This is a genomic window from Streptomyces sp. NBC_01244 (assembly GCF_035987325.1).
In the GTDB taxonomy this organism is placed as follows: domain Bacteria; phylum Actinomycetota; class Actinomycetes; order Streptomycetales; family Streptomycetaceae; genus Streptomyces.
The window spans coordinates 1,302,166-1,322,146 of record NZ_CP108488.1; the positions used below are offsets into that span (position 1 = coordinate 1,302,166).

Below are 19,981 nucleotides of genomic sequence, written 5' to 3' on the forward strand. Positions count from 1 at the left end.
CCCGTACCGGAGGCTGCCACCATGGCCCCGTGAACGATCCCACCGCGCAGGCGACCGCGTTGCGGCAGCTCCTGGACCTGCTCGCCCAGGGCGCGCCCGTCGAGCACTTCGCGCGGCCCGGCGCGCAGGCCCGTAGCGCCGGTGCCGGCTCCGCCGAGCAGGCCCTCGTGGAGGAGGCGACCCGGGTGGCTCTCGACATCCGGCGCACGCTCGACCAGCACCGCAGGCGCGAGGCGGAGCTCACCGCCCTCTTCGACACGGCCGGCGACCTCGCGGCGCTGCGCGATCTCGACGCGGTGCTACGGGCCATCGTGCGGCGGGCCCGGACCCTGCTCGGTACGGACTGCGCCTACCTCACGCTCAACGACCCCGTCGTGGGCGATACGTTCATGCGGGTCACCGACGGCTCCGTCTCCGCCGCCTTCCAGCAGTTGCGCCTCGGCATGGGCGAGGGCCTCGGCGGGCTGGTCGCGCAGACGGCCCGGCCGTACGCCAGCGCCGACTATCGCACCGACGACCGCTTCCGGCACACCAGCACCATCGACGCCGGGGTGCGCGAGGAGGGGCTGCGGGGCATCCTCGGCGTGCCGCTGCGCGTCGCCTCGCGGGTCATCGGGGTGCTCTACGCCGCCGACCGGTCGGTGCGCGCGTTCACTCCCGACGCCGTCGCGCTGCTCTCCTCCCTGGCCGACCACGCGGCCGTCGCCATCGACGGGGCGCGGCTGCTGGAGGAAACCCGTACGGCACTGGTCGAGCTGAACGCCGCCACCGAGACCGCCCGGGCCCACAGCGAAGCGGCGCGGCTGGCCACCGAGACCCACGACCGGCTCACCGATCTGGTCCTGCGCGGCGGCGACGTCACCGATGTGGCCCGAGAGGTGGCCGCCCTGCTGCGGGGCGGGCTCGTGGTGCACGATGCCGACGGCGCCGAGCTGGCCCGGGTCGCCACGGAGCCGATCGGCGCGCCCGCCCAGGGGGTGGCGGCCTCCCGATCCGGCGGCCGGGCCGTGCCGGTCGACGGTGTCTGGGTCTGCGCGGTCCTGGCCGGGCCCGAACTCCTGGGCAGCATCGCCCTGACGGGCCGGGCCGAGCTGTCGGACAGCGACCGGCGGCTGTTCGAACGCACCGGCCTGGTCACCGCGCTCCTCCTGTTGCTGCGCCGCTCCGTGGCCCACGCCGAGGACCGGGTGCGCGGTGAACTCCTCAGCGACCTGCTGACCCCACGGAGCCCGGGGCATACCCCCGACACCGGCAGCCGGACGATCCGGGCCCGCAAGCTCGGCGTCGACCTCGCCCGCCCGCACTCCCTCCTGGTGCTGCACTGCGACGCGGCGCTGCGGCCCCGGCTCTCCGCGGAGGCGGCCCGCCGTGCCCGCGCCCTCGACGGCCTGGCCGGGCTGCACGAGGGCCACGTCGTACTGCTCGCCCCGGCCGAGCGGCCCGGGGACCTCGCGCGGTCCCTGGCGGTGGAGCTGGGGCAGGCGGTGGGCACGCCCGTCACCGTGGGCTCCGCCGGGCCGGCCGGCGACCCTGGCGGGCTGCCGGGCGTGTACGCCGAGGCCGTGCGCTGCCTGCGGGCCCTGCACGCGCTGGGCCACACCGGCCACGGGGCCGCCCTGCCGGACCTGGGCTTCGTCGGCCTGCTGCTCGGGGACCACGGTGACGTCGGCGGGTACGTCGACCGGGTACTCGGCCCCGTCATCGACTACGACGCCCAGCGGGGCACCGAGCTGGTCCGCACCCTCCAGGCCTACTACGTCCACGGGGCGAGCCTCTCCAAGGCCAAGGACGCGCTGCACATCCACGTGAACACCGTCGTGCAGCGCCTCGACCGGATCCGCCGGCTCCTGGGCGAGGACTGGAACACCCCCGCCCGCGCCCTGGAGCTCCAACTCGCCCTGCGCCTGCATCTCCTGGCCGGCTCCGGCCCGCCGCGGTCCTGATCCGTGGGACACGCCCCGCACTCCGGCCGCAGTGCACGGTGGCCCTTGAGGCAGAGTGGGGAGCATGACTCCGTACAAGATGATGTCGTTCCACCTCGAGACCGAGCGGCTGATACTGCGGCCGTGGGCCGAGTCGGACGCCGCCGCGTTCTGCGACCTGCTCGCCGAACGCGGCAAGGGAACCCACGAGGTTGAGGACATCCGAACGTCCATAGCGGAACTGCTCGCGGCGACGGCGCAGACGGGGATCGCCCTGTTGCCCATCCAGCGCCGTGACGAAGGCGATTTCATCGGCTACTGCGGGCTGATCATCGGCCGCTCCACCCTGGAGGAGCCGGAGATCGCGTACGAGCTGTTCCAGAGCGCACACGGGCGCGGCTACGCCACGGAGGCGGCCGGGGCGGTGGTCGATGCCGCCATCGCGACCGGGCGAAAGCGGCTCTGGTCGACCGTCGGCCCGTGGAACACACCCTCGCTCCGTGTCCTCGAGAAGATCGGCTTCGAGCGGCATCGCGTTGCCACGGACGACCGTGGTGAGCATGTATGGCTCACACGCGAGTTGCCGTGACACGAGGCCGGCCGGAGGAGTCCGCGCGGAACATCTCCAGGGCCGGTCGGCAAACTCCCGTCGTCGCCCGAAGACGGGAGTTTGACGACAGACCCTAGGCCGTTCCAGGGGTGACCAGGCCCGTCTCGTAGGCGAGTACGACCGCCTGGGCGCGGTCGCGCAGGCTCAGCTTGGCGAAGATCCGGGCCACATGGGTCTTCACGGTGGCCTCGCTGAGGGTGAACTCCCGGGCCAGTTCGGCATTGGAGAGGCCATGGCCCATGAGGGTCAGCACCTCCCGCTCGCGCGGGGTGAGGGCGTCCAGGTCGGGGTGGGATGCCGGGGCCCCGCCGCCGCCGCGCGCGGCCGATGTCGAGGCGCAGCGCTCCACCAGTCGGCGGGTGATCGACGGGGAGAGCAGCGCGTCGCCGGTGTCGACGATCCGTACGGCGTTGGCGAGGTACTCGGGGGTGACGTCCTTGAGCAGGAACCCGCTGGCTCCGGCGGCGAGTGCGGCATAGACGTACTGGTCGAGGTCGAAGGTGGTCAGCATGATCACCCGGCATTCCGGGGCTTCGGCGAGGATCTGCCGGGCGGCCTCCAGTCCGTCCAGCCGGGGCATGCGTATGTCGAGCAGGACGACGTCGGGGCGCAGACGGCGCACCTCCGATACGGCCTCCACCCCGTCGGCGGCCACCCCCACCACGTCGATCCCCCGTGCGGTGAGGATCATGCGGAATCCGGTGCGGACGAGTTCCTGGTCGTCGGCGATGACCACCCGGGGCGAGGCCGTCCTCGGGTCCGGCCCGGCGGCCGGGGCGTGCGTGGTCACGGCCGCTCCAGCGGGAGACGGGCCCGGACCCGGTACCCGCCACCGAGGCGGCGGCGTGCGTCGAAGTCCCCTCCGTACACGGCGACCCGCTCCCGCAGGCCGACCAGCCCGTGCCCCGCGCCGTCCGCTTTCGGGCGCGACACGGCGGACGCGGTGGAGGCGGCGGACGCGGCGGACGCGGCCGGGGCGGGCATCCCCGTCGGCGCGGGTATCCGTTCTCCGGACAGCACGCTCGGTCCGCTGTTGAGCACCTCTACCCTCAGCGCCTGGTCCGCGTATCTCACCGTCACCTCGGCCTTCACCCCGTCCCCGTGTTTGAGTGCGTTGGTCAGCGCCTCCTGGATGATCCGGTAGGCGGTGACGTCGATCCCGGCCGGCAGAGGCCGCGGTTCGCCGGATATCCGGACCTCCACCGGCAGCCCGGCGAAGGCTATCCGGTCGATGAGCGGACTGAGCCGGCTCAGACTCGGCTGCGGCGCCAACTCCGCCGCAGGATGACGCCTTTCGGCGGTCCCCTCCCCGTACGGTTCGTCATTCCCGTCCTGGGCGGGCGCCAGCAGGCCCAGCAGGTGTCGCAGTTCGGTCATGGTCGTACGCCCGGCCTTCTCCACGGCGGCCATCGCGGCCGCCGCCTCCACCGGCATCGTCGCCAACACCTCCCGGGCGGCGCCGGCTTGGACGATCATCAGGCTGACGTTGTGGCTGACTATGTCGTGGAGCTCCGCCGCTATCCGGGCCCGCTCCGCGTCGACCGCCGTGCGGGCCGCGGCCTCCCTCTCCCGCTCCAGCAGCCAGCCGCGCTCCTCGATCGCCGCCCGGTGCGCCGCGCGGGCCCGCAGGAGCGCCACGGTCAGCCCGAACCCGGCCGACACCGCACCCACCGTGGCCACCACGGCGGCGACCACCCATCCCGTCGTCACAGCAACTCCCCCTCCCCCGCCCGTGATCATCGTTCCAGGATTCTTCCACCCGACCTTCGCAGGCACCCCGTGTAGTCCACATCCCTCTCCCGGTTCCGTCCCGCGTACATCCCCAGGATGACCCCGCCTGCCGTTTACATCCGGGGGGTGACGCAGCCCTCCCGCCCCGCCTTCTAGGTTCGTGCCATGACACCTCATCACGACAGCGCCGGCCAGGTCGTCGTCCGACTGGACCGCGTATCGAAGGAGTACGGCGACACCCTGGCGCTCGACGCCCTGTCCCTGGAGATCCGCCGGGGCGAGGCCGTCGCAGTGATGGGCCCTTCCGGCTGCGGGAAGTCCACGCTGCTCAACATGGTGGCCGGCCTGGACCGGCCGACCGCCGGCGCGATCAGCGTGCACGGCCAGGACCTCGGCAGCCTGACGGAGACCGGCCTCGCCCTCTACCGCCGCCGCGACGTCGGCATGATCTTCCAGTTCTTCAACCTCATCGACGACCTGCCGGCGCTCGACAACGTCGCGCTGGCCGCCCAGCTCACCGGCACCTCCGCACGCCAGGCCCGCCGCCGCGCCCTGGAGCTCCTCGACGAGCTCGGGGTCGCCGACCGCCGCAACAACTACCCGACGACGCTCAGCGGCGGCGAACGCCAACGCGTCGGTGTGGCCCGCGCCCTGATGAACCGTCCGGCTCTGCTCCTGGCCGACGAACCGACCGGCGCCCTCGACAGCCGCTCCGGCGAGCAGGTGATGGACCTGCTGATCGACCTCAACCAGATAGGCCAGACCCTCCTCATCGTCACCCACGACCCGCACCTGGCGACCCGCTGCGCCGGCCGCCTCGTCGAAATGGCCGACGGCCGCGTCGCCCGCGAACGCGCCCTGGACGCCGAGAAACCGGACAGCGGGAAGCTGGACGGCCAGACGCTGGACGGCGAGACGCTGGACGGCGAATCCCTGGAGCGTTCCGCGTGAGCGCCGTGTGGCGGGCCTCCCGCGCCGCCGTGAAGCGCCGCAGGGTCCAGACGTTCGTCATCGGCCTCGTCGTCCTCTGCTCCACCACGACCGTCCTGCTCGCGCTCGGCCTGCTCTCCGCCGCCTCGGGCCCCTTCGACAAGGCGTACTCCGCCCAGCGCGGCGCGCACACCGTGGCCACGTACGACCCGGGGAAGGTCTCCGACGCCCAGCTCGCGCGGACGGCGGACCGCCCCGGTGTGGAGGCCGCCGCGGGGCCGTTTCACCAGGCCGTCGTCGACGTCCCCGGGGACTGGCTCTGGATGCCGGCCGGACCCCTCACCGTGGTGGGCCGTGCCGATCCGGCCGGGCCGGTGGACCGCATCGAAGTCCTGATGGGGCACTGGCCGCAGGCACCCGGTGAGATCGTCGTCAACTGGGCCATCGACGGGACTCCGTACGCCGATCTCCTCGGTACGAAACTGGAGGTACCCGGGCGCCCGACGCTCACCGTCGTCGGTTTCGCGACGAGCATGAGCAAGTCGGCCGGCGCCTGGGTGACACCCGAGCAGGCCTCGGCCCTCCGCCCCACGTCCGCGCAGATGCTGTACCGCTTCACCGACCCGTCCACCGGCGCGCACCTGCGCGACTCGCTCGCCCGGGCCACGGACGGACTTCCCGCGGGCGCGCTGACGGCCGCGCAGACCTACCTCACCCTCAAGAAGGCCTTCTCCGCCCGGGCGGACGCCTATCTGCCCTTCATCGCCCTCTTCGGCGTCCTCGGCCTGCTCGTCTCCGCCCTGATCGTCGCGAACGTGGTCAGCGGCGCCGTCGTTTCCGGCAACCGGCACATCGGCGTCCTCAAGGCCATCGGCTTCACTCCGAACCAGGTCGTCGCCGTCTATCTGACGATGGTCTCGGTCCCCGCCGTGGCCGGTTGCGTTCTGGGCACCCTGCTCGGCAACGCGCTGGCCGCGCCCATCCTGCAGATCGCGTTCTCCGGCATCGAGACGGGGACCGCGGGCGTGAGCACCGTCTCGCCCTGGCTCAGCGTCGCGTGCCTGGCCGGGATGCCGGCCCTGGTCCTGCTGACCGCGCTCGTACCGGCCCTGCGCGCGCACCGGCTGCCGGCCGCGCGGGCGATCAGCGCGGGCGGTGCGCCGCGCACCGGGCGCGGGCTGCGCGTCCAGCGCCTGCTCGCCTCCTCGCGACTGCCGCGCTCCGTCAGCCTCGGCCTCGGCCACCCGTTCGCCCGCCCCGGACGCGCCTTCATGACCACGGCCGCCATCGTCCTCGGTGTCACCACGGTGACCCTGGCGACGGGCCTGACCAGCACGATGGTCTCGTACGCGCAGACCGGTCGCGGCCCCGGCGGAACGGTGGTCTACGTCCTGGTCGGCGGCCACGGCAACAACCACCACGAGCCGCTGCTGAGCGACCCCCAGATCGAGGAGCGGCTGCGGTCCCTCGGTGCGCAGGAGGTACAGGCCCGCGCGCTGACCCAGGTCGGGCTGGTCGGGTACACACAGCCCGCCTTCGGGAACTTCTACCGGGGGAGCTCGTCCCCGGCCGAGGCCTTCGTGGAAGGCCGGCCGCCCAGCGGACCCGGCGAGATCGCGGCGGGCCCCGCCTTCCTCACCGAACGCGGACTGGCGGTCGGCGACCGGGTCACCCTGGAGGCCAACGGGAGGCGGGCGGCCGCGACCGTCGTCGGCCAGCTGATCGACAGCGACGCCCGCGCCCTCGAATCCACCTGGGAGACGCTCGGCCAACTCGCCCCGGACAGCAGCCCGGTCGAGTACACCGTCCGGCTGGCCCCGGGGGCGGACGCCCGCGCGTACGCGGACGCCGTCGACTCGGCCGACCCCGGACTGCACGCCGAGGTGGTGAATTCCGCGAAGGTCAACGCCGCCACCACCACGGTCATCGGCTTCTCCTCGGTGTTCTCGGTCATGCTGACCCTCGTCGCCTCGCTCGGGGTCTTCAACACCGTCCTGCTGAACACCCGCGACCGCCGCCGCGACCTGGGCATGCTCAAGTCGATCGGCATGACCCCGCGTCAGGTGGTGGCGATGACGGTGACCTCGGTGACCGGACTCGGCCTGGTAGGCGGGCTGCTCGGGATCCCCCTCGGGATCGTCGCGCACCGGCTCGTCGTGGACAACGTGGGCATCGTCGCCTTCCCCGAGTCGATGAAGGACGTCTGGCACGCGCCGCAGCTCGCCGGAATGCTGTGCGCGGGCATCGCGATCGCCGTCCTGGGCGCGCTGATCCCGGCCCGCTCGGCGGCCCGGACGACCATCGCCGCGGCCCTGCACACCGAGTAGTCCCCCGAAGTACCCGTAGCAGGCCCGTAGTACCCGTATTACCCGCGGCTCAGCCCAGCGGGTCCTACGGGGCCTCGGCCAGCTCCCCGGCAGCCGGTGCGTCCTGGGACGAAGCCTCCACGATGCGCCCGTCGCGCAGTTCCACCACCCGGTCCGCCAGTTCCATCAGCGCCGGGTCGTGCGTGGCGACCAGCGCCGTGACCCCCTCGCTGCGCACCACCGCTCGCAGCAGCCGCATGATCTGCCGGCCGGTGTCGGAGTCGAGCTGGCCCGTCGGCTCGTCGGCGATGATCAGATCGGGCTCGTTCGCGAGGGCCCGCGCGACGGCGACCCGCTGCTGCTGGCCGCCGGAGAGTTCGCCGGGGCGCTGCTCGGTGTGTTCGGAGAGGCCGACGAGGGCGAGCAGGGTGCGGGCCCGTTCCTCGCGCTGCTTCGCCGGTATCTTGCGCAACCGCATCGGGACCCCGACGTTCTCGGCGGCGGTCAGGGCCGGTATCAGGCCGAAGGACTGGAACACGAAGCCGATCCGGTCGCGGCGCAGCGCGAGGCGGCCGTCCTCGTCGAGGCCGGCCAGATCGGTGCCGTCGAGGGCGACGCTGCCGCCGGTCGGGGTGTCGAGGCCGCCGACCAGGTTGAGCAGGGTGGTCTTGCCGGAACCGGACCTCCCCTTGAGCGCGGTGAGTTCGCCGCGGCGGACCTCGAAGGACACTCCGCGCAGGGCGTGCACCGCCTGCTGACCCGTCCCGAAACTGCGCCGCACGTCGTGCACCACCACCATCGGCGCCGCCCCGGCGTCCTGCCCCGGTGCGTGTCCCGGTGCGTGTCCCGGTTCCTGTCCCGGTTCCTGTCGCCGTTCCTGGTCCTGCGTCATGCTGCGGCTCCCCCTCCAAGCGGATGAGCGGATGAAGGCCGAGAACGGCCTTCTTGCGGTCCCGCCCCGACGATTTGTTCATCCGTTGCACCACTCACGCAAGTCCCTTCCGCTATCTGTTCGAATCTGGCAGCATCGTCCGGTATCCGGGGTCACCAGTCCGGTGCGGGGGAGGAACAGGCACATGCTCGGCTTCGTCGTGCGCCGGCTGCGCGGGCGATTGCCGCTCGCAGCCGCCGTTCTGCTGACCGTTTTGATCACCACGACCGTGCTCACCGCGCTCTTCGCCTTCACCCGCGGAGTGGGTGACGCCGGACTGCGTCAGGCCCTCCAGGAGCCCGGTCTCGCGCGCGGCACCGTACTGGTCACCGGTTCCCACCCGGCGGCCGACCGCGCCAAGGACGACGAGGCGGTACGGGGCTTCGCGCGCGAGCTGTTCGGCCCCCTCCCGGCCGGTACCGAGAGCGTGGCGCGCAGCCGTGCGTACGGGCTGCCCGGCCCGCACACCCCCGGCAAGGACGCCGATCTGACGCTGCTGGCGGCCTTCGCCAAGGACCGGGTACGGCTCCTCGCGGGGACCTGGCCGCAGCCCGTCGCCGGACCGGTCTCCGATCGCGGAGGCCCGGTTCCCGTGGCCGTGCCGAAGGCGGCGCTGGACCGGCTCGGGCTGGCCGAGGGAGCACTGCCCGCGCGGGTGCGGCTCGACGACCGGTACGGCGGCTCCCCGCTGACCGTGCTGGTGACCGGCGTCTACCGGGCGGCCGACCCGGACTCCCCGTACTGGCGGCTCGATCCGCTCGGTGCGCGCGGTCTCCAGGTCGCCGGATTCGCCACCTACGGGCCGCTGCTGGTGGACGATTCCGCCTTCACCGCGGGCGGGCTGGTCCAGGACGGCCGCGCCGTGCTCCTCACCGCGGACTTCTCCACCGTGGACGCGGCGACGGCCGAGGCGGTCCGCGGTCGGTCCGCCAAGGCCCTGAAGGAGCTCCAGGGCACTGCCGGGCTCGCTCCGTCGACCGAGCTTCCCGCGCTGCTCGGGGAGTTGCGGTCGGGTCTGACCGTCGCCCGCTCCACCCTCCTGGTGGGCGCGCTTCAGCTGGCCGTGCTCGCGGGGGCGGCGCTGCTGCTCGTCTCGCACCTGCTGACGGAGCGCCAGCAGGGCGAGCGCGCCCTGCTCGCCGCGCGCGGCGCCTCCCGCGGCCGGCTCGGTGTCCTCACCGCGGCCCAGTCGCTGCTGCTGGCGCTGCCGGCCGCCCTCCTCGCGCCCCTGCTGACCCCGCCGCTGCTGCGCCTGCTCGGCGGCTACGGCTCGTTGGCGCACGTGCCGTTCACGGTCACCCGGAGCTGGCTGCTCTGGCCCGTCGCCGCGGGCTGCGCCCTCGGGTGCGTCGTGCTGACCACCCTCCCGGTCGTCCTGCGGGGCTCCGCCGCGGCCGCCCTGCACCGGACCGGCCGCCGCCAGGCGCTCGTCGCCGGCGCCGCCCGCTCCGGCGCGGACCTGGCGCTGGTGGCCCTGGCCGTACTCGCCTACCAGCAGCTCTCCCGGTACGGCGCCGGCGACGCCGGCCCGGCCGCGCGCTCCGACGGGCTGTTCGGCGTGGACCCGGTACTGGTCGCCGCCCCGACGCTGGCACTGTGCGCGGGCACCCTGCTGGTGCTGCGGCTGCTGCCCTTCGCGGCACGGCTCGGCGCGCGGATCGCCGCCCGGGGCCGGGGTCTGGGGCCGGCGCTGGTCGGCTGGCAGCTTGCCCGACGGCCGGGACGGGCCACGGGGCCGGTGCTGCTGCTCGTACTGGCCGTCTCCAGCGGGGTCCTGGCGCTGGGCCAGCACACCGCGTGGTCCGCGTCCCAGCGCGACCAGGCCGATTTCACCACCGCCGGGGGCCTGCTGATATCCGAGAGCGACCTGCCCTCGCTGGGCCGGGGCGGCAGGTACGCGGCGCTGCCCGGCGGGGAGCGCGTCCTGCCGGTGCTGCGTGCCCGGCAGGAACTGCCGGGCGGGCGCACCGGCCAGGTGCTGGCACTGGACGCGGCGGCCGCCGCCGACCGGCTAGCCCTGCGCGCCGACCTGCGCGACGGGCGCCCCCTGCGCGACCTGTTCGCCCCGCTGGCCCCCTCCCCCGCCGCCTCCGCCCCCGCCTCCGCCTCCGCCTCCGGGATCCCCCTCCCCGGCCATCCGGAGCGCATCGACCTCTCGGTCTCCGTACGTCCCACCGGCGCGGGCGGCCGCCCCGGCCTCGGGCTGCTGCTGCGCGACCGGTTCGGCATCACCTACCGGGCTGCGATGGTGCAGCTCCCGGACAGCGGTGACGCCACCGTGTCCGTGCACATCGGCACGATGCTCGGCGCGCCCATCGGGTCGGCCGCCACCCCGCTCAGCTTGGCCGGGCTCGTGTTCTCGTACGACCGGGAAGGCCCGCTCCCGGGTGTCGATCCGAACACCGAACCGGGTGCCGGCTCCGAGGAGCCCGGCACCACGGTCAAGATCTTCGACGAGCTGACCGTACGCGGCCTCTCGGTCGCGCAGACCAGGGACGGCGCGGCGGCGCCGGTCGACGTGCCCGCACCCGGCTGGAAGCTGTCGGCGCCGCCGCTCAACGACGGCTCCCCGGCCGCCGAACTGCTCTCGGACTCCGGGTCCGCGACGGGCCGCCCGGCCCTGGTCAAGCTGCGCTACCGGGACGGTTCCGGTGAACGCGGAGGCGTCCAGGCCGGCCTGACGCCGGGGCCCGCTCCGGCCGCCGAGGTTCCCGGGATCGCCACCCGGGCGTACCTGTCCGCGATCGGCGGGACCGTGGGCGATCTGGTGCCGGTCAAGCTGGACGGCGTCACCGTCCCGGTCCGGGTCACCGCTGCGGTCGGCTCGCTGCCCGTGGCCGGCGACACCGCGATCGCCGTCGACCTGGACTCCGCCGCCCGGCTTCTCGCGGCGGGCGGCCGGGAGCTGCCGACGCCCGGCGAATGGTGGCTGCCGGCCGCCTCCGCCGACGACCCGGCCCCGGCCCGCGCCGCCGCGGAACTGCGCTCCGGCGCCGGCTCGCAGAAGGTGCGGCTGCGCGAGGAGGTGGCCGCGACCCTGCTGGACGATCCGCTCAGCGCGGGCCCGCAGGGGGCGCTGGCCGCACTCGCGGTGGCCTGCGCGGTGCTGGCGGCGATCGGTTTCGCCGCCTCCGCCGCGGCCGCCGCCCGGGAGCGGGCCCGGGAGTTCTCGGTGCTGATGGCGCTGGGCGCCCGGCGCCGGGACCTGGCCCGGTCGGCCACCGCCGAGAGCTGCGTACTGGTGGGGCTCGGTACCGCGGTCGGGCTGGGGCTGGGCGTGGTCATCGTCCACCTCGTCGTACCGCTGACCGTGCTCACCCCGGCCGCCGGCCGCCCGGTGCCCGAGGTGCTCGTGGACCTGCCCGCGGCGCGGACCCTGCTGCTCGCCGCCGCCATCGCCGCCGTACCGCTGCTGTCCGCGGTCTTCGGCGGCCGGCGCAATCAGAACCGCTCGAAGCCGGCCGACCGGCTGCGGCACGTGGAGGACATATGACCGGGCCGGCCGCGACCAACGCCGACCGGCGCGCCCAGGGCGGGACCGCAGCGACGCCGACCGGACCGGAAACGCCGGGCCGTTCCGTCCCGGGCGCCGTGCCCCCGCCGGCGCCCTGGGTACGGACCCGGCTGCGCGCGACCCCGCTGAGCGCCCTGCTCGGCGCGGCCCTGGCCTTCGTCGCCGTCCTGCTCTCCGCGGCCCTGCCGCGCGCCATGGACCGGGGTACCGACCAGGCGCTGCGCTCCTTCCTGGAGTCGCGCGGGCCGGCCCAGACCAGCCTGTACGTCACTGCGCGCCCCCGCTACGGGGAGCAGAGCACGCAGAACCTGGACGAGGTACTGGCGACCCTGGTCTCCCGTACCGCCCCGGGTTTCACCGTCGCCGCAGCCGGCCCCGTCCACGGGTCCTCGGCCGGTGCCCGGCCGCTGGCCAACCCCGGTCTGACCGCCCCCGACGGGGTCCCGCCGCGGCTGGGCCTGCACCACCTGCGCACGGCCTCCGAGCACGTCCGCCTGGTGGAAGGACGCTGGCCGGGCGCGCCCGCCCCCGCGCCCGGCAGTCCCGTGCCCGTCGCGCTGTCGCAGAGCGCGGCGAAGACCATCGGCGTCCGGGTCGGCATGGTGCTGGAGACCGCCACCGGCCAGGCCCTGACCACCGTGAAGGCGGAGGTCGTCGGGCTCTACGTCGCGAACGACGACGCCGAGGACTACTGGACCGACTTCACCTGCCTCATCCGTGCGTGCCTCACCCTGGCCCCGACCCATCCGCCGCAGGCGTATTGGCGCACCGACGCCCTCGTCGGCCCGGAGGCACTGGGCCGGCTCCCCGAATGGGGCGACACGGCGAGCGAGGACTTCTGGCGGATCCCAGTGGAGACCGGGACGCTGCGGGCCGACCAGCTTCCGGCCACCGCCAAGTCCGTCGCCTCGTACGTCAGCGGCCCGACCGCGTCGCGCCTCACCCAGGAGACCCACCGGAGCGATCTGCGGGTCACCTCCGACCTCCCCGAGCAGTTCGCCCTCGCCGAGGCCCGGCGGCAGGCGGCCGCGCCGCTCGCCGCGATGGGACCGGCCGGGGTCGCCGGAGTGGCGTTCGTGGTGTTCTGTCTGGCGGCCGGGCTCACCGCGGACCGGCGGGAGTCCGAACTGCGGCTGCTGCTGGCCCGCGGCGGTTCCCGCGCCGGCATCGTGCGCCGGCTGCTCGCGGAGAACGCCGTCACCGTGCTGCCGGCCGCCGCTCTCGCGACGGCGCTCGCCGTGATCCTGCTGCCGACCCCCCGCTCGGCGGGCACCCTGATGGCCGCTTCGGCCGCCACGCTCCTGGCACTGCTGGCCGTCCCCGTACGGGCCTTCGTGCTGCTGTCGCCTAAGCGCCCGCCGGGCCCGCGGCGGCGGCTGGTCGCCGAGCTGCTCGCCCTGGCGGCCACCGCGGCCGCGGTGTTCGAGGTCCGTTCCCGCGGGGTCGCCCCGGCCGGCGCCGGGGTGGACCCGCTGCTGGTCGCCGCCCCGCTGCTGCTCGCACTCTGCGGCGGCCTGCTGCTGGCCCGGCTCCAGCCCGCCCTGGTCGGGGCGCTGGCCCGGGCCGCCGGGCGGGGCCCGGGGCTGATCGGCTTCCTCGGGCTGGCGCGCGCCGCGCGGGGCACCGGGGGCCGCGCACGTCCGTCCGTACTGCCCCTGATCGCGATGCTGCTGGCCGTCACCACCGGGGGCTTCGGCGCCACGGTGCTGACGGGGGTGGCCGACGCCCGGTTCGAGGCGGCGCGCGCGGCCGTCGGCGGCGACGCGCAGCTCTCGGCGCCCGGCGGCACGCTCCCGGACTCCCTGACGAAGGCGGCGGCCGCGCTTCCCGGCGTACGGTCCTCCGTCAAGGTGTGGACCGATGACAACGTGTTCCTCTACGGCACCAAAACGGGCAGCACCCAGATCTCCGTGGTCGTCGCGGACCCGGTGGAGTACGCGAAACTGTCGGAGGCGGCCGGGAGCGCCCGGTTCGATCCGGCGCTCCTGGCAGCCGGAGCCGCGGGCACCTCGGGCGCGAAGGTGCCCGCGCTGATCAGCCGGGACCTCGCCGACGACGACACCTCCGGCTTCCAGCTGCGGCTCGAGAACGGCGGGGAGCTGAAGCTGGCGGTCGTCGGAGTGGTCACCGGCACCCCCGCCCGGCCCGGCGCCAAGTACACCACCGTGGTGCTGCCGGCCGCCCAGGTGCTGGCCGCCGTCCCGCAGATGGGGCTGCCCAACACCTGGCTCGCGCTCGGCCGCGTCGACCAGCACCGGCTGGAGCAGGCGGTCCGCACCGCGGAGCCGGCGGCCCCCGCGGACCGCTATCGCGTCCGTACCAGCTCCGCCACGGTCGCCGAACTGGGCTCCGACCCGCTCCAGCGTTCCGCCGAGCGGCTGTTCTGGGCCTCGCTGGCCGGAGCCGCGGGCTTCGCACTGCTGGCGGTCCTGCTGACCCTGGTCCGGGCCGCGCCCGACCGCGCGGCGCTGCTCGCGCGGCTGCGCACCATGGGTCTGCGGCCCCGGCAGGGGATCTGGCTGATCCTGGTGGAGTCGGTGCCCCTGGCACTGGCCGCCGCACTCGGCGGCGCACTGCTCGCAGCCGGCGCCGTCGCGCTGCTGGGCCCGGCCGTGGACCTGACCACGCTGGTCGGCACGCGGGTGCCCGCCGGTCTGCAGGTCCTGGTCATGCCCGTACTGACCCAGGCCCTGGGCCTGGCCGTCCTCGTCGCGGGGGCCGTGCTCGCGGAGGCGGCGATCTCCGGCAGGCGACAGATCACGACCGAGTTGAGAGCGGGAGACCAGCGGTGAACAGCGATCAGCCCACCTACGAGGAGCTGCGGCGGCAGGCCCTGGCCGCCGCCGAGCCCCGCCGGCACGGCGCGGACACGGCCATCGCCTGCGACCGCCTGGTGCGGATCTTCAGTACGGACGGGGTCGAGGTACAGGCCCTGCAGGGACTGGAACTGACCGTGGCGCAGGGCGATCTGATGGCCCTGGTCGGCGCGTCCGGCAGCGGGAAGTCCACGCTCCTGAACATCCTCGCGGGACTGGACGTGCCCACGGCCGGCACGGCCAGCGTCGGCGGCTACGACCTGCTGGAGATGTCGGCGCGGGACCGGCTGCGCTACCGGCGCGAGGCGGTCGGATTCGTCTGGCAGCAGACGGCCCGCAACCTGTTGCCCTTCCTGACGACGGCGCAGAACATCGCCCTGCCGATGCAGTTGAAGGGAAGCCGGCGCGGCGCCGCCAAGCGCCACGCGGTCCGGACCGGCGAGCTCCTCGAAGCGCTGGAGATCGGCGATCTGGCGAACCGCCGCCCCGCCGAGCTCTCCGGCGGCCAGCAGCAGCGCGTGGCCATCGCGGTGGCGATGGCCAACGATCCGGCGGTGCTGCTCGCCGACGAGCCGACCGGCGAGCTGGACTCCGAGACGGGCGGGGCGATCTTCGAGGCCTTCCGCACCGTCAACCGCGAACTGGGCGCGACCGTGGTCATCGTGACCCACGACCCGCTCGTCGCGGGCGAGGTCCGGCGCACGGTGGCGATGCGCGACGGCCGCACCAGCAGCGAGGTGCTGCGCCGTACGGTCACCGACGAGCACGGCGCCGAGTCGGTGAGCGAGCGCGAGTACGTGATGCTCGACCGCACGGGGCGCGTACAGCTCCCGCAGAAGTTCCTGGAAGCCCTGGGCATGGAACACCGGGTGGCGGTGGACCTGGCCGCGGACCACATCGAACTGCGCCCGGACGACGCGACCGGCACGACGGCGGACGGCGGCGGCGTGCAGGAGTCTGCCGCGGGCTGAGCCACCCCGGGATCCCGATACTGCCTCCCCGGATCCCCGTTCAGCCCGTGCGTCGTTTCCGCGCCGCCTCGTCCGCGTCCTCGCGGATGTAGCGGAACATCCGGATCAGAGGCTCTCCGGGAAAGACCTCGCGGACGGGCTCGCAGTCCTGGAGCCGGAACGGCGCAGGGGCGACCGGGGTCAGGCTGATGATCAGGGGCTGGATCCCGGCCAGGTGGTAGGCCTCCAGCTTGTGATGACCGTCCAGGAGGTAGGCGGCGATGGAATCCACGGCGGGGCGCAGGGCCACCAGCGCGGGCCGGGCTCCTGCCCGGATCCGCCGCACGTACGCGCGTACGGCGTCCCTGTCGGGCGGGGGCCAGTGGTCGGTGGTGAGCAGGGCGAGCTCCTCGTCCGCGTACCAGCTCTCGACGTGCTCGGCGCGCGGGTGGACCACGCGCAGCGGGTGCGGGGCCGCGGCGGCGGTCATCGCGTACCGGCCGGGGGCGAGGAGGGAGAGCAGGGGCCGCAGCCGTTCCGGGTCCGGGGGCAGGAAGCTCCCGGTGAGCGGGTCGACGGCGAGCTCCGGGGCGGCCAGCCATGCGGTGAGGGCCTTGGTCTCCGCGGTGGTGGGAGCGCCCGGGCCGGTGGCGCGCGAGGCCAGCCAGCCGACGCTGCCGCAGAAGTCGCTGCCCTCCAGCACGACGGGGCGGCCCCCGAGGAGGAGCAGGCTGGCGCCGTCGTCCCCGGTGACTTCTATGAGACCGAGGCCGTCGGGGACTTCGCAGACGACGGCGGGAGCGGTGGTCATGGGCCGAGTCTGCCAGAGTGCGGGCCGGGAGAGAGAAGGGTTTGTGAGGGTGGTCGAACCGTGGGTGACCGGGCTGGTCAACTGCGTTCTGTACGACGCGATGTTCCACAGCGACGGGTCCGCGCTCGACGACGACCTGGTCCGGCGCTACGCGGTCGCCCTGCGGGTGCGCCCCCTCAGCGACGAGCCGCTGCACCGGCAGGCGGCGGGCCTGCGCGCGGCGGTCGCCTCCGACGCGGTGCTCGCCTCGGCGTTCGAACCGTATCCGGGACGGCGCCCGTACGACGAGGCCGAGTTCCGCGCGTTCCTGACCCGCCTCGCGGACGCCGTCGAAGAGAGCATCGGCCCGGACGAACCCGATCTCCCCGATGCGCCGGGTCCCCCCTACGCGCCGGGTCTCCCCGATGCACCCGGTCTCCCCGATGCGCGGGAAGCCCCGCGCCCGAGGGGGCTCCGCGCGCTCCTGCGCCGCCTGCGGTGAACCTGTCGGGGCCGGTCACCGGGACCGCCCGCCGGAGCCGGGCGCCGGGCCCGTGCACCCGGTCCGCGCTGCGCGCCTCCCGGTGAACCCCCTGGCGCGCGTCACTTCCGTGGCCCGGGTGTCGTTAGGCGCTCGGGGTTGACTCGGGGGTCGAAGGGATGACGGAATGCGGCAGTTTCCTCTGGAGATGCACCACATGGCACCCGGCCGGGTCGTCGAGTGGCGGTTGCGGTCCACGGCCGGGGTGCAGTCCCCCGGTCCGGACGGCACGGCGGACAGGAGGGCCTCCTTCAACCAGGACAAGCACTTCACCGTCGCCGAGGAGAGCCGCGCGGCCGACGACCCGACCGCGTCGTGGATCGCCGTCACCTTCGAGGTCGCGGGCCCCCTGGACGAGGACGCGCTGACCGGCTCGCTGCTGGCGTTCGTCCGCCGCCACGAGGTGCTGCGCTGTGAATTCCGGCGCTTGGCAGGCGAGTTGGCGTGCGCTCCGATCCCCGCCGCCGAACTGGCCCTGGACACCGTCCAGGTCGCCGACTTCGACCGCACCGAGGAACTGACCGGCTTCCTGGTGGAGCGGTTCAAGCGGAGCATCGACACGCTGTCCTGGCCGCTGTTCACGATGGGCGCCGTACTGCGCGAGGATTCGGCGACCGTCTACCTGGCCTTCGACCACATCGTCTGCGACGGGATGTCGATGCCGATCGTGGTCCAGGAGGTCGAGACCGGCTACGAGGCCCTGCGCCGCGGCGAGTTGCCCGACGCGGCGCCCGCGCCGAGCTATCTCGACTTCGCCGAGGAGCAGCGCGCCCGCTTTCTCTCCATCGACGCGGACGACGAACGGCTGGGCTACTGGAAGGAGTTCATGGCGAGTGGCGGCGGCGAGTTCTTCCCGCGCTTCCCCCTCGAACTGGGCGTGGAGCCGGGCCGGATGTACTCGATCGTGAACGAGGCCTCCCCACTGCTGGACGCCGCCGAGGCGGAGGTCTTCGAGAAGGCGTGCCTGGCGGTGGACGGCAAGCCGTTCATGGGCGTGCTCGCCGCCGTCGCGGTGTGTCTGCGCGAGGCGGGCGGGCCGGGGGTCTACCGGGGGTTCATGCCGGTGAGCGAGCGCGGTCGGGCCGGCTGGGGCAACTCGGTGGGCTGGTTCGTCAACACCATGCCCATCGAGTTCGACGCCTCGCCCGGCCGGGACTTCGAGCAGGTCATGTCCTCGGTACGGGCCGGCTTCAACGAGATGATCGACCACATCGACGTACCGTTCGTGCGGGCCTGGGAGCTGCTCGCTCCCCGGGAGTTCGCCGCCCGCTCCTGGCCGTACCCGGTGAACTTCTTCTCGTACATCGACATGCGCAAGTGCCCGGGCGCCGACCGGCACGAGGACTGGCGGCCCACCTCCCACGTGTGGTCGGCGCAGGCCAACGGCGCCTGTTCCTGGTTCCAGCGGGACGCGGACGGGCTGCACATGAACTCGATCTACTCGGACACCCCCGCCGCCCGCCGCACCATGGACGGTTTCCTGGAGGCCCTGCGCGAGACGGTCCGGGAGATCGCCCGCCACGGCTCGCTCCGCCGTCCCATCGCGCTGACCCCGCCGCGTCGGCCCGCGCGGACCCCGCTCGACGTGGCGGCGTTCGCCCGCCGCGGCTGATCCGGTTCGCGTCTCCCGACAGCGGCGGGCTTCAGAGGCGGGCCGCGCGGGCGCGCAGCAGGGTCTGTTCGCGGGCGTTGCGCGTGAGCGAGGCGGCGCGTTCGAACTCCGCGCGTGCCTCCGCCGGGCGGCCGAGCCGCTCCAGCAGGTCTCCCCGTACGCTCGGCAGCAGATGGTAGGAGCGCAGGGCCGGCTCCGCCGTCAGGGCGTCGACCAGAGGGAGCGCCGCCGCCGGGCCGTCGGCCATCGAGACGGCGACGGCCCGGTTGAGCTCGATCACCGGTGACGGGATCAGCAGGACGAGCCGTCCGTAGAGGGCGGCGATCGTCCGCCAGTCGGTGTCCTCGTAACGGACGGCGTCGGCGTGACAACCGGCGATGGCGGCCTGCAGGGAGTAGGGGCCGGTTCCCGCCCGGTGCAGGGCTTCGACGCCGCGGCGGATCAGCAGGCGGTTCCACTTGGACCGGTTCTGGTCGGCGAGCAGCACCGGCTCCCCGTCGGGGCCGGTGCGGGTGGGGATCCGCGAGGCCTGGAACTCCAGCAGCGCCGCCAGGCCGTGGACCTCGGTTTCCTTGGGCATCAGGCCGGCCAGGACCCGGGCGAGGCGCAGGGCGTCCTCGCACAGGGCGGGGCGGACGAGGTCGTCGCCGGCCGTGGCCGAGTAGCCCTCGTTGAAGACGAGGTAGATGACCTCCAGGACGGAGGCGAGGCGCTCTTCGCGGTCGGCTCCGTACGGGACCTCGAAGGGCACCCCCGCCTTCGCGAGCGCCCGCTTCGCCCGGACGATCCGCTGGGCGACGGTCGGTTCGGGGCAGAGGAAGGCGCGGGCGATCTCCTGGGTCGTGAGGCCGCCCATCAGCCGCAGGGTCAGCGCGATCCGGGCGTCGGTGGCGAGGACGGGGTGGCATGCGGTGAAGATCAGCCGCAGCAGGTCGTCGTCGATGGACTCGGGGTCGGCGAGCGCGCCCTCCTCCTCCGGCGGTGGGACGTCCTCCAGGGTGCGGCCCACCTCGGCGAGCTTGCGCGCGTAGGTCTCCTTGCGGCGGACGAGGTCGATGGCCCGGTGTTTGGCGGTGGCCATCAGCCAGGCCCCCGGCTTGTCGGGCACCCCGGAGACGGGCCACTGCTCCAGCGCCGCGACCAGCGCGTCCTGGGTGATCTCCTCGGCGATGCCGACGTCGCGCACGATCCGGGCGACGCCCGCGATGATCCGCGCGGACTCGATCCTGAACACCGCTTCGACCGCTCGGGTCGTACTCACTGCCGTCACGGCTACCCATCAGAGCAGCCGTGACGAGGCAGGGCAAACGGCGCGCGGCTGTGGCTGC

Annotated in this window: 14 protein-coding genes; 9 read left to right on the top strand and 5 right to left on the bottom strand. The window is 74.1% G+C overall.

The features are described from left to right. Positions 1-29: 29 nt before the first annotated feature. Both OG247_RS05535 and OG247_RS05540 read left to right on the top strand, forming a co-directional pair. On the top strand, positions 30-1,943 hold the full coding sequence (locus tag OG247_RS05535; RefSeq protein WP_327251145.1) for a helix-turn-helix domain-containing protein: 1,914 nt from the start codon (positions 30-32) through the stop codon (positions 1,941-1,943). Between the two features lie 64 nt (positions 1,944-2,007). Further along, entirely contained in the window at positions 2,008-2,511 is a 504-nt protein-coding gene (locus OG247_RS05540; protein WP_327251146.1) for a GNAT family N-acetyltransferase, read from the top strand. 94 nt (positions 2,512-2,605) lie between these two features. Here OG247_RS05540 and OG247_RS05545 read toward each other — a convergent pair whose 3' ends face one another. Together OG247_RS05545 and OG247_RS05550 are read right to left on the bottom strand one after the other, a co-directional pair. Next, entirely contained in the window at positions 2,606-3,322 is a 717-nt protein-coding gene (locus tag OG247_RS05545; RefSeq protein ID WP_327251147.1) for a response regulator transcription factor, read from the bottom strand. Continuing rightward, positions 3,319-4,242 carry a sensor histidine kinase gene (locus OG247_RS05550; protein ID WP_327251148.1) on the bottom strand — a complete coding sequence of 308 codons (924 nt, stop codon included), beginning with the start codon at positions 4,240-4,242 and terminating at the stop codon, positions 3,319-3,321. The genes OG247_RS05545 and OG247_RS05550 overlap by 4 nt, the downstream gene beginning before the upstream one ends. A 186-nt stretch (positions 4,243-4,428) precedes the next feature. Here OG247_RS05550 and OG247_RS05555 point away from each other — a divergent pair, with 186 nt between their 5' ends. Next, entirely contained in the window at positions 4,429-5,214 is a 786-nt protein-coding gene (locus tag OG247_RS05555) for an ABC transporter ATP-binding protein (protein WP_327251149.1), read from the top strand. Further along, positions 5,211-7,520, top strand: a complete 2,310-nt coding sequence (locus tag OG247_RS05560) for an ABC transporter permease (RefSeq protein WP_327251150.1) — start codon at positions 5,211-5,213, stop codon at positions 7,518-7,520. The genes OG247_RS05555 and OG247_RS05560 overlap by 4 nt, the downstream gene beginning before the upstream one ends. A gap of 64 nt (positions 7,521-7,584) precedes the next feature. Here the strand turns inward: OG247_RS05560 and OG247_RS05565 are convergent, their stop codons facing one another. Continuing rightward, the gene (locus OG247_RS05565) at positions 7,585-8,298 is read right to left on the bottom strand and encodes an ABC transporter ATP-binding protein (RefSeq protein WP_327257350.1); all 714 of its coding nucleotides are present in this window, start codon (positions 8,296-8,298) and stop codon (positions 7,585-7,587) included. A 277-nt stretch (positions 8,299-8,575) separates the two neighbouring features. Between OG247_RS05565 and OG247_RS05570 the strand changes: the two genes are divergently transcribed. The 3 genes from OG247_RS05570 to OG247_RS05580 are packed head-to-tail and all read left to right on the top strand — an operon-like array spanning position 8,576 to position 15,731. Next, on the top strand, positions 8,576-11,923 hold the full coding sequence (locus OG247_RS05570; protein WP_327251151.1) for an FtsX-like permease family protein: 3,348 nt from the start codon (positions 8,576-8,578) through the stop codon (positions 11,921-11,923). After that, on the top strand, positions 11,920-14,736 hold the full coding sequence (locus OG247_RS05575) for a hypothetical protein (protein ID WP_327251152.1): 2,817 nt from the start codon (positions 11,920-11,922) through the stop codon (positions 14,734-14,736). Before OG247_RS05570 ends, OG247_RS05575 begins: the two co-directional genes overlap by 4 nt. Continuing rightward, the gene (locus OG247_RS05580; RefSeq protein WP_327251153.1) at positions 14,733-15,731 is read left to right on the top strand and encodes an ABC transporter ATP-binding protein; all 999 of its coding nucleotides are present in this window, start codon (positions 14,733-14,735) and stop codon (positions 15,729-15,731) included. The genes OG247_RS05575 and OG247_RS05580 overlap by 4 nt, the downstream gene beginning before the upstream one ends. A 40-nt stretch (positions 15,732-15,771) precedes the next feature. On the opposite strand, the gene OG247_RS05585 is transcribed toward OG247_RS05580, so the two are convergent. Further along, positions 15,772-16,521 (bottom strand): hypothetical protein, encoded by a 750-nt coding sequence (locus tag OG247_RS05585; RefSeq protein WP_327251154.1) that lies wholly within the window; start codon positions 16,519-16,521, stop codon positions 15,772-15,774. Positions 16,522-16,570: 49 nt separating this feature from the next. Here OG247_RS05585 and OG247_RS05590 point away from each other — a divergent pair, with 49 nt between their 5' ends. Next, on the top strand, positions 16,571-17,002 hold the full coding sequence (locus OG247_RS05590; RefSeq protein WP_327251155.1) for a hypothetical protein: 432 nt from the start codon (positions 16,571-16,573) through the stop codon (positions 17,000-17,002). Positions 17,003-17,168: 166 nt separating this feature from the next. Further along, entirely contained in the window at positions 17,169-18,653 is a 1,485-nt protein-coding gene (locus tag OG247_RS05595) for a condensation domain-containing protein (protein WP_327251156.1), read from the top strand. Between the two features lie 31 nt (positions 18,654-18,684). On the opposite strand, the gene OG247_RS05600 is transcribed toward OG247_RS05595, so the two are convergent. Then, positions 18,685-19,914, bottom strand: coding sequence for an RNA polymerase sigma factor (locus tag OG247_RS05600; protein ID WP_327251157.1), 1,230 nt, complete (start codon positions 19,912-19,914; stop codon positions 18,685-18,687). Positions 19,915-19,981: the final 67 nt, after the last annotated feature.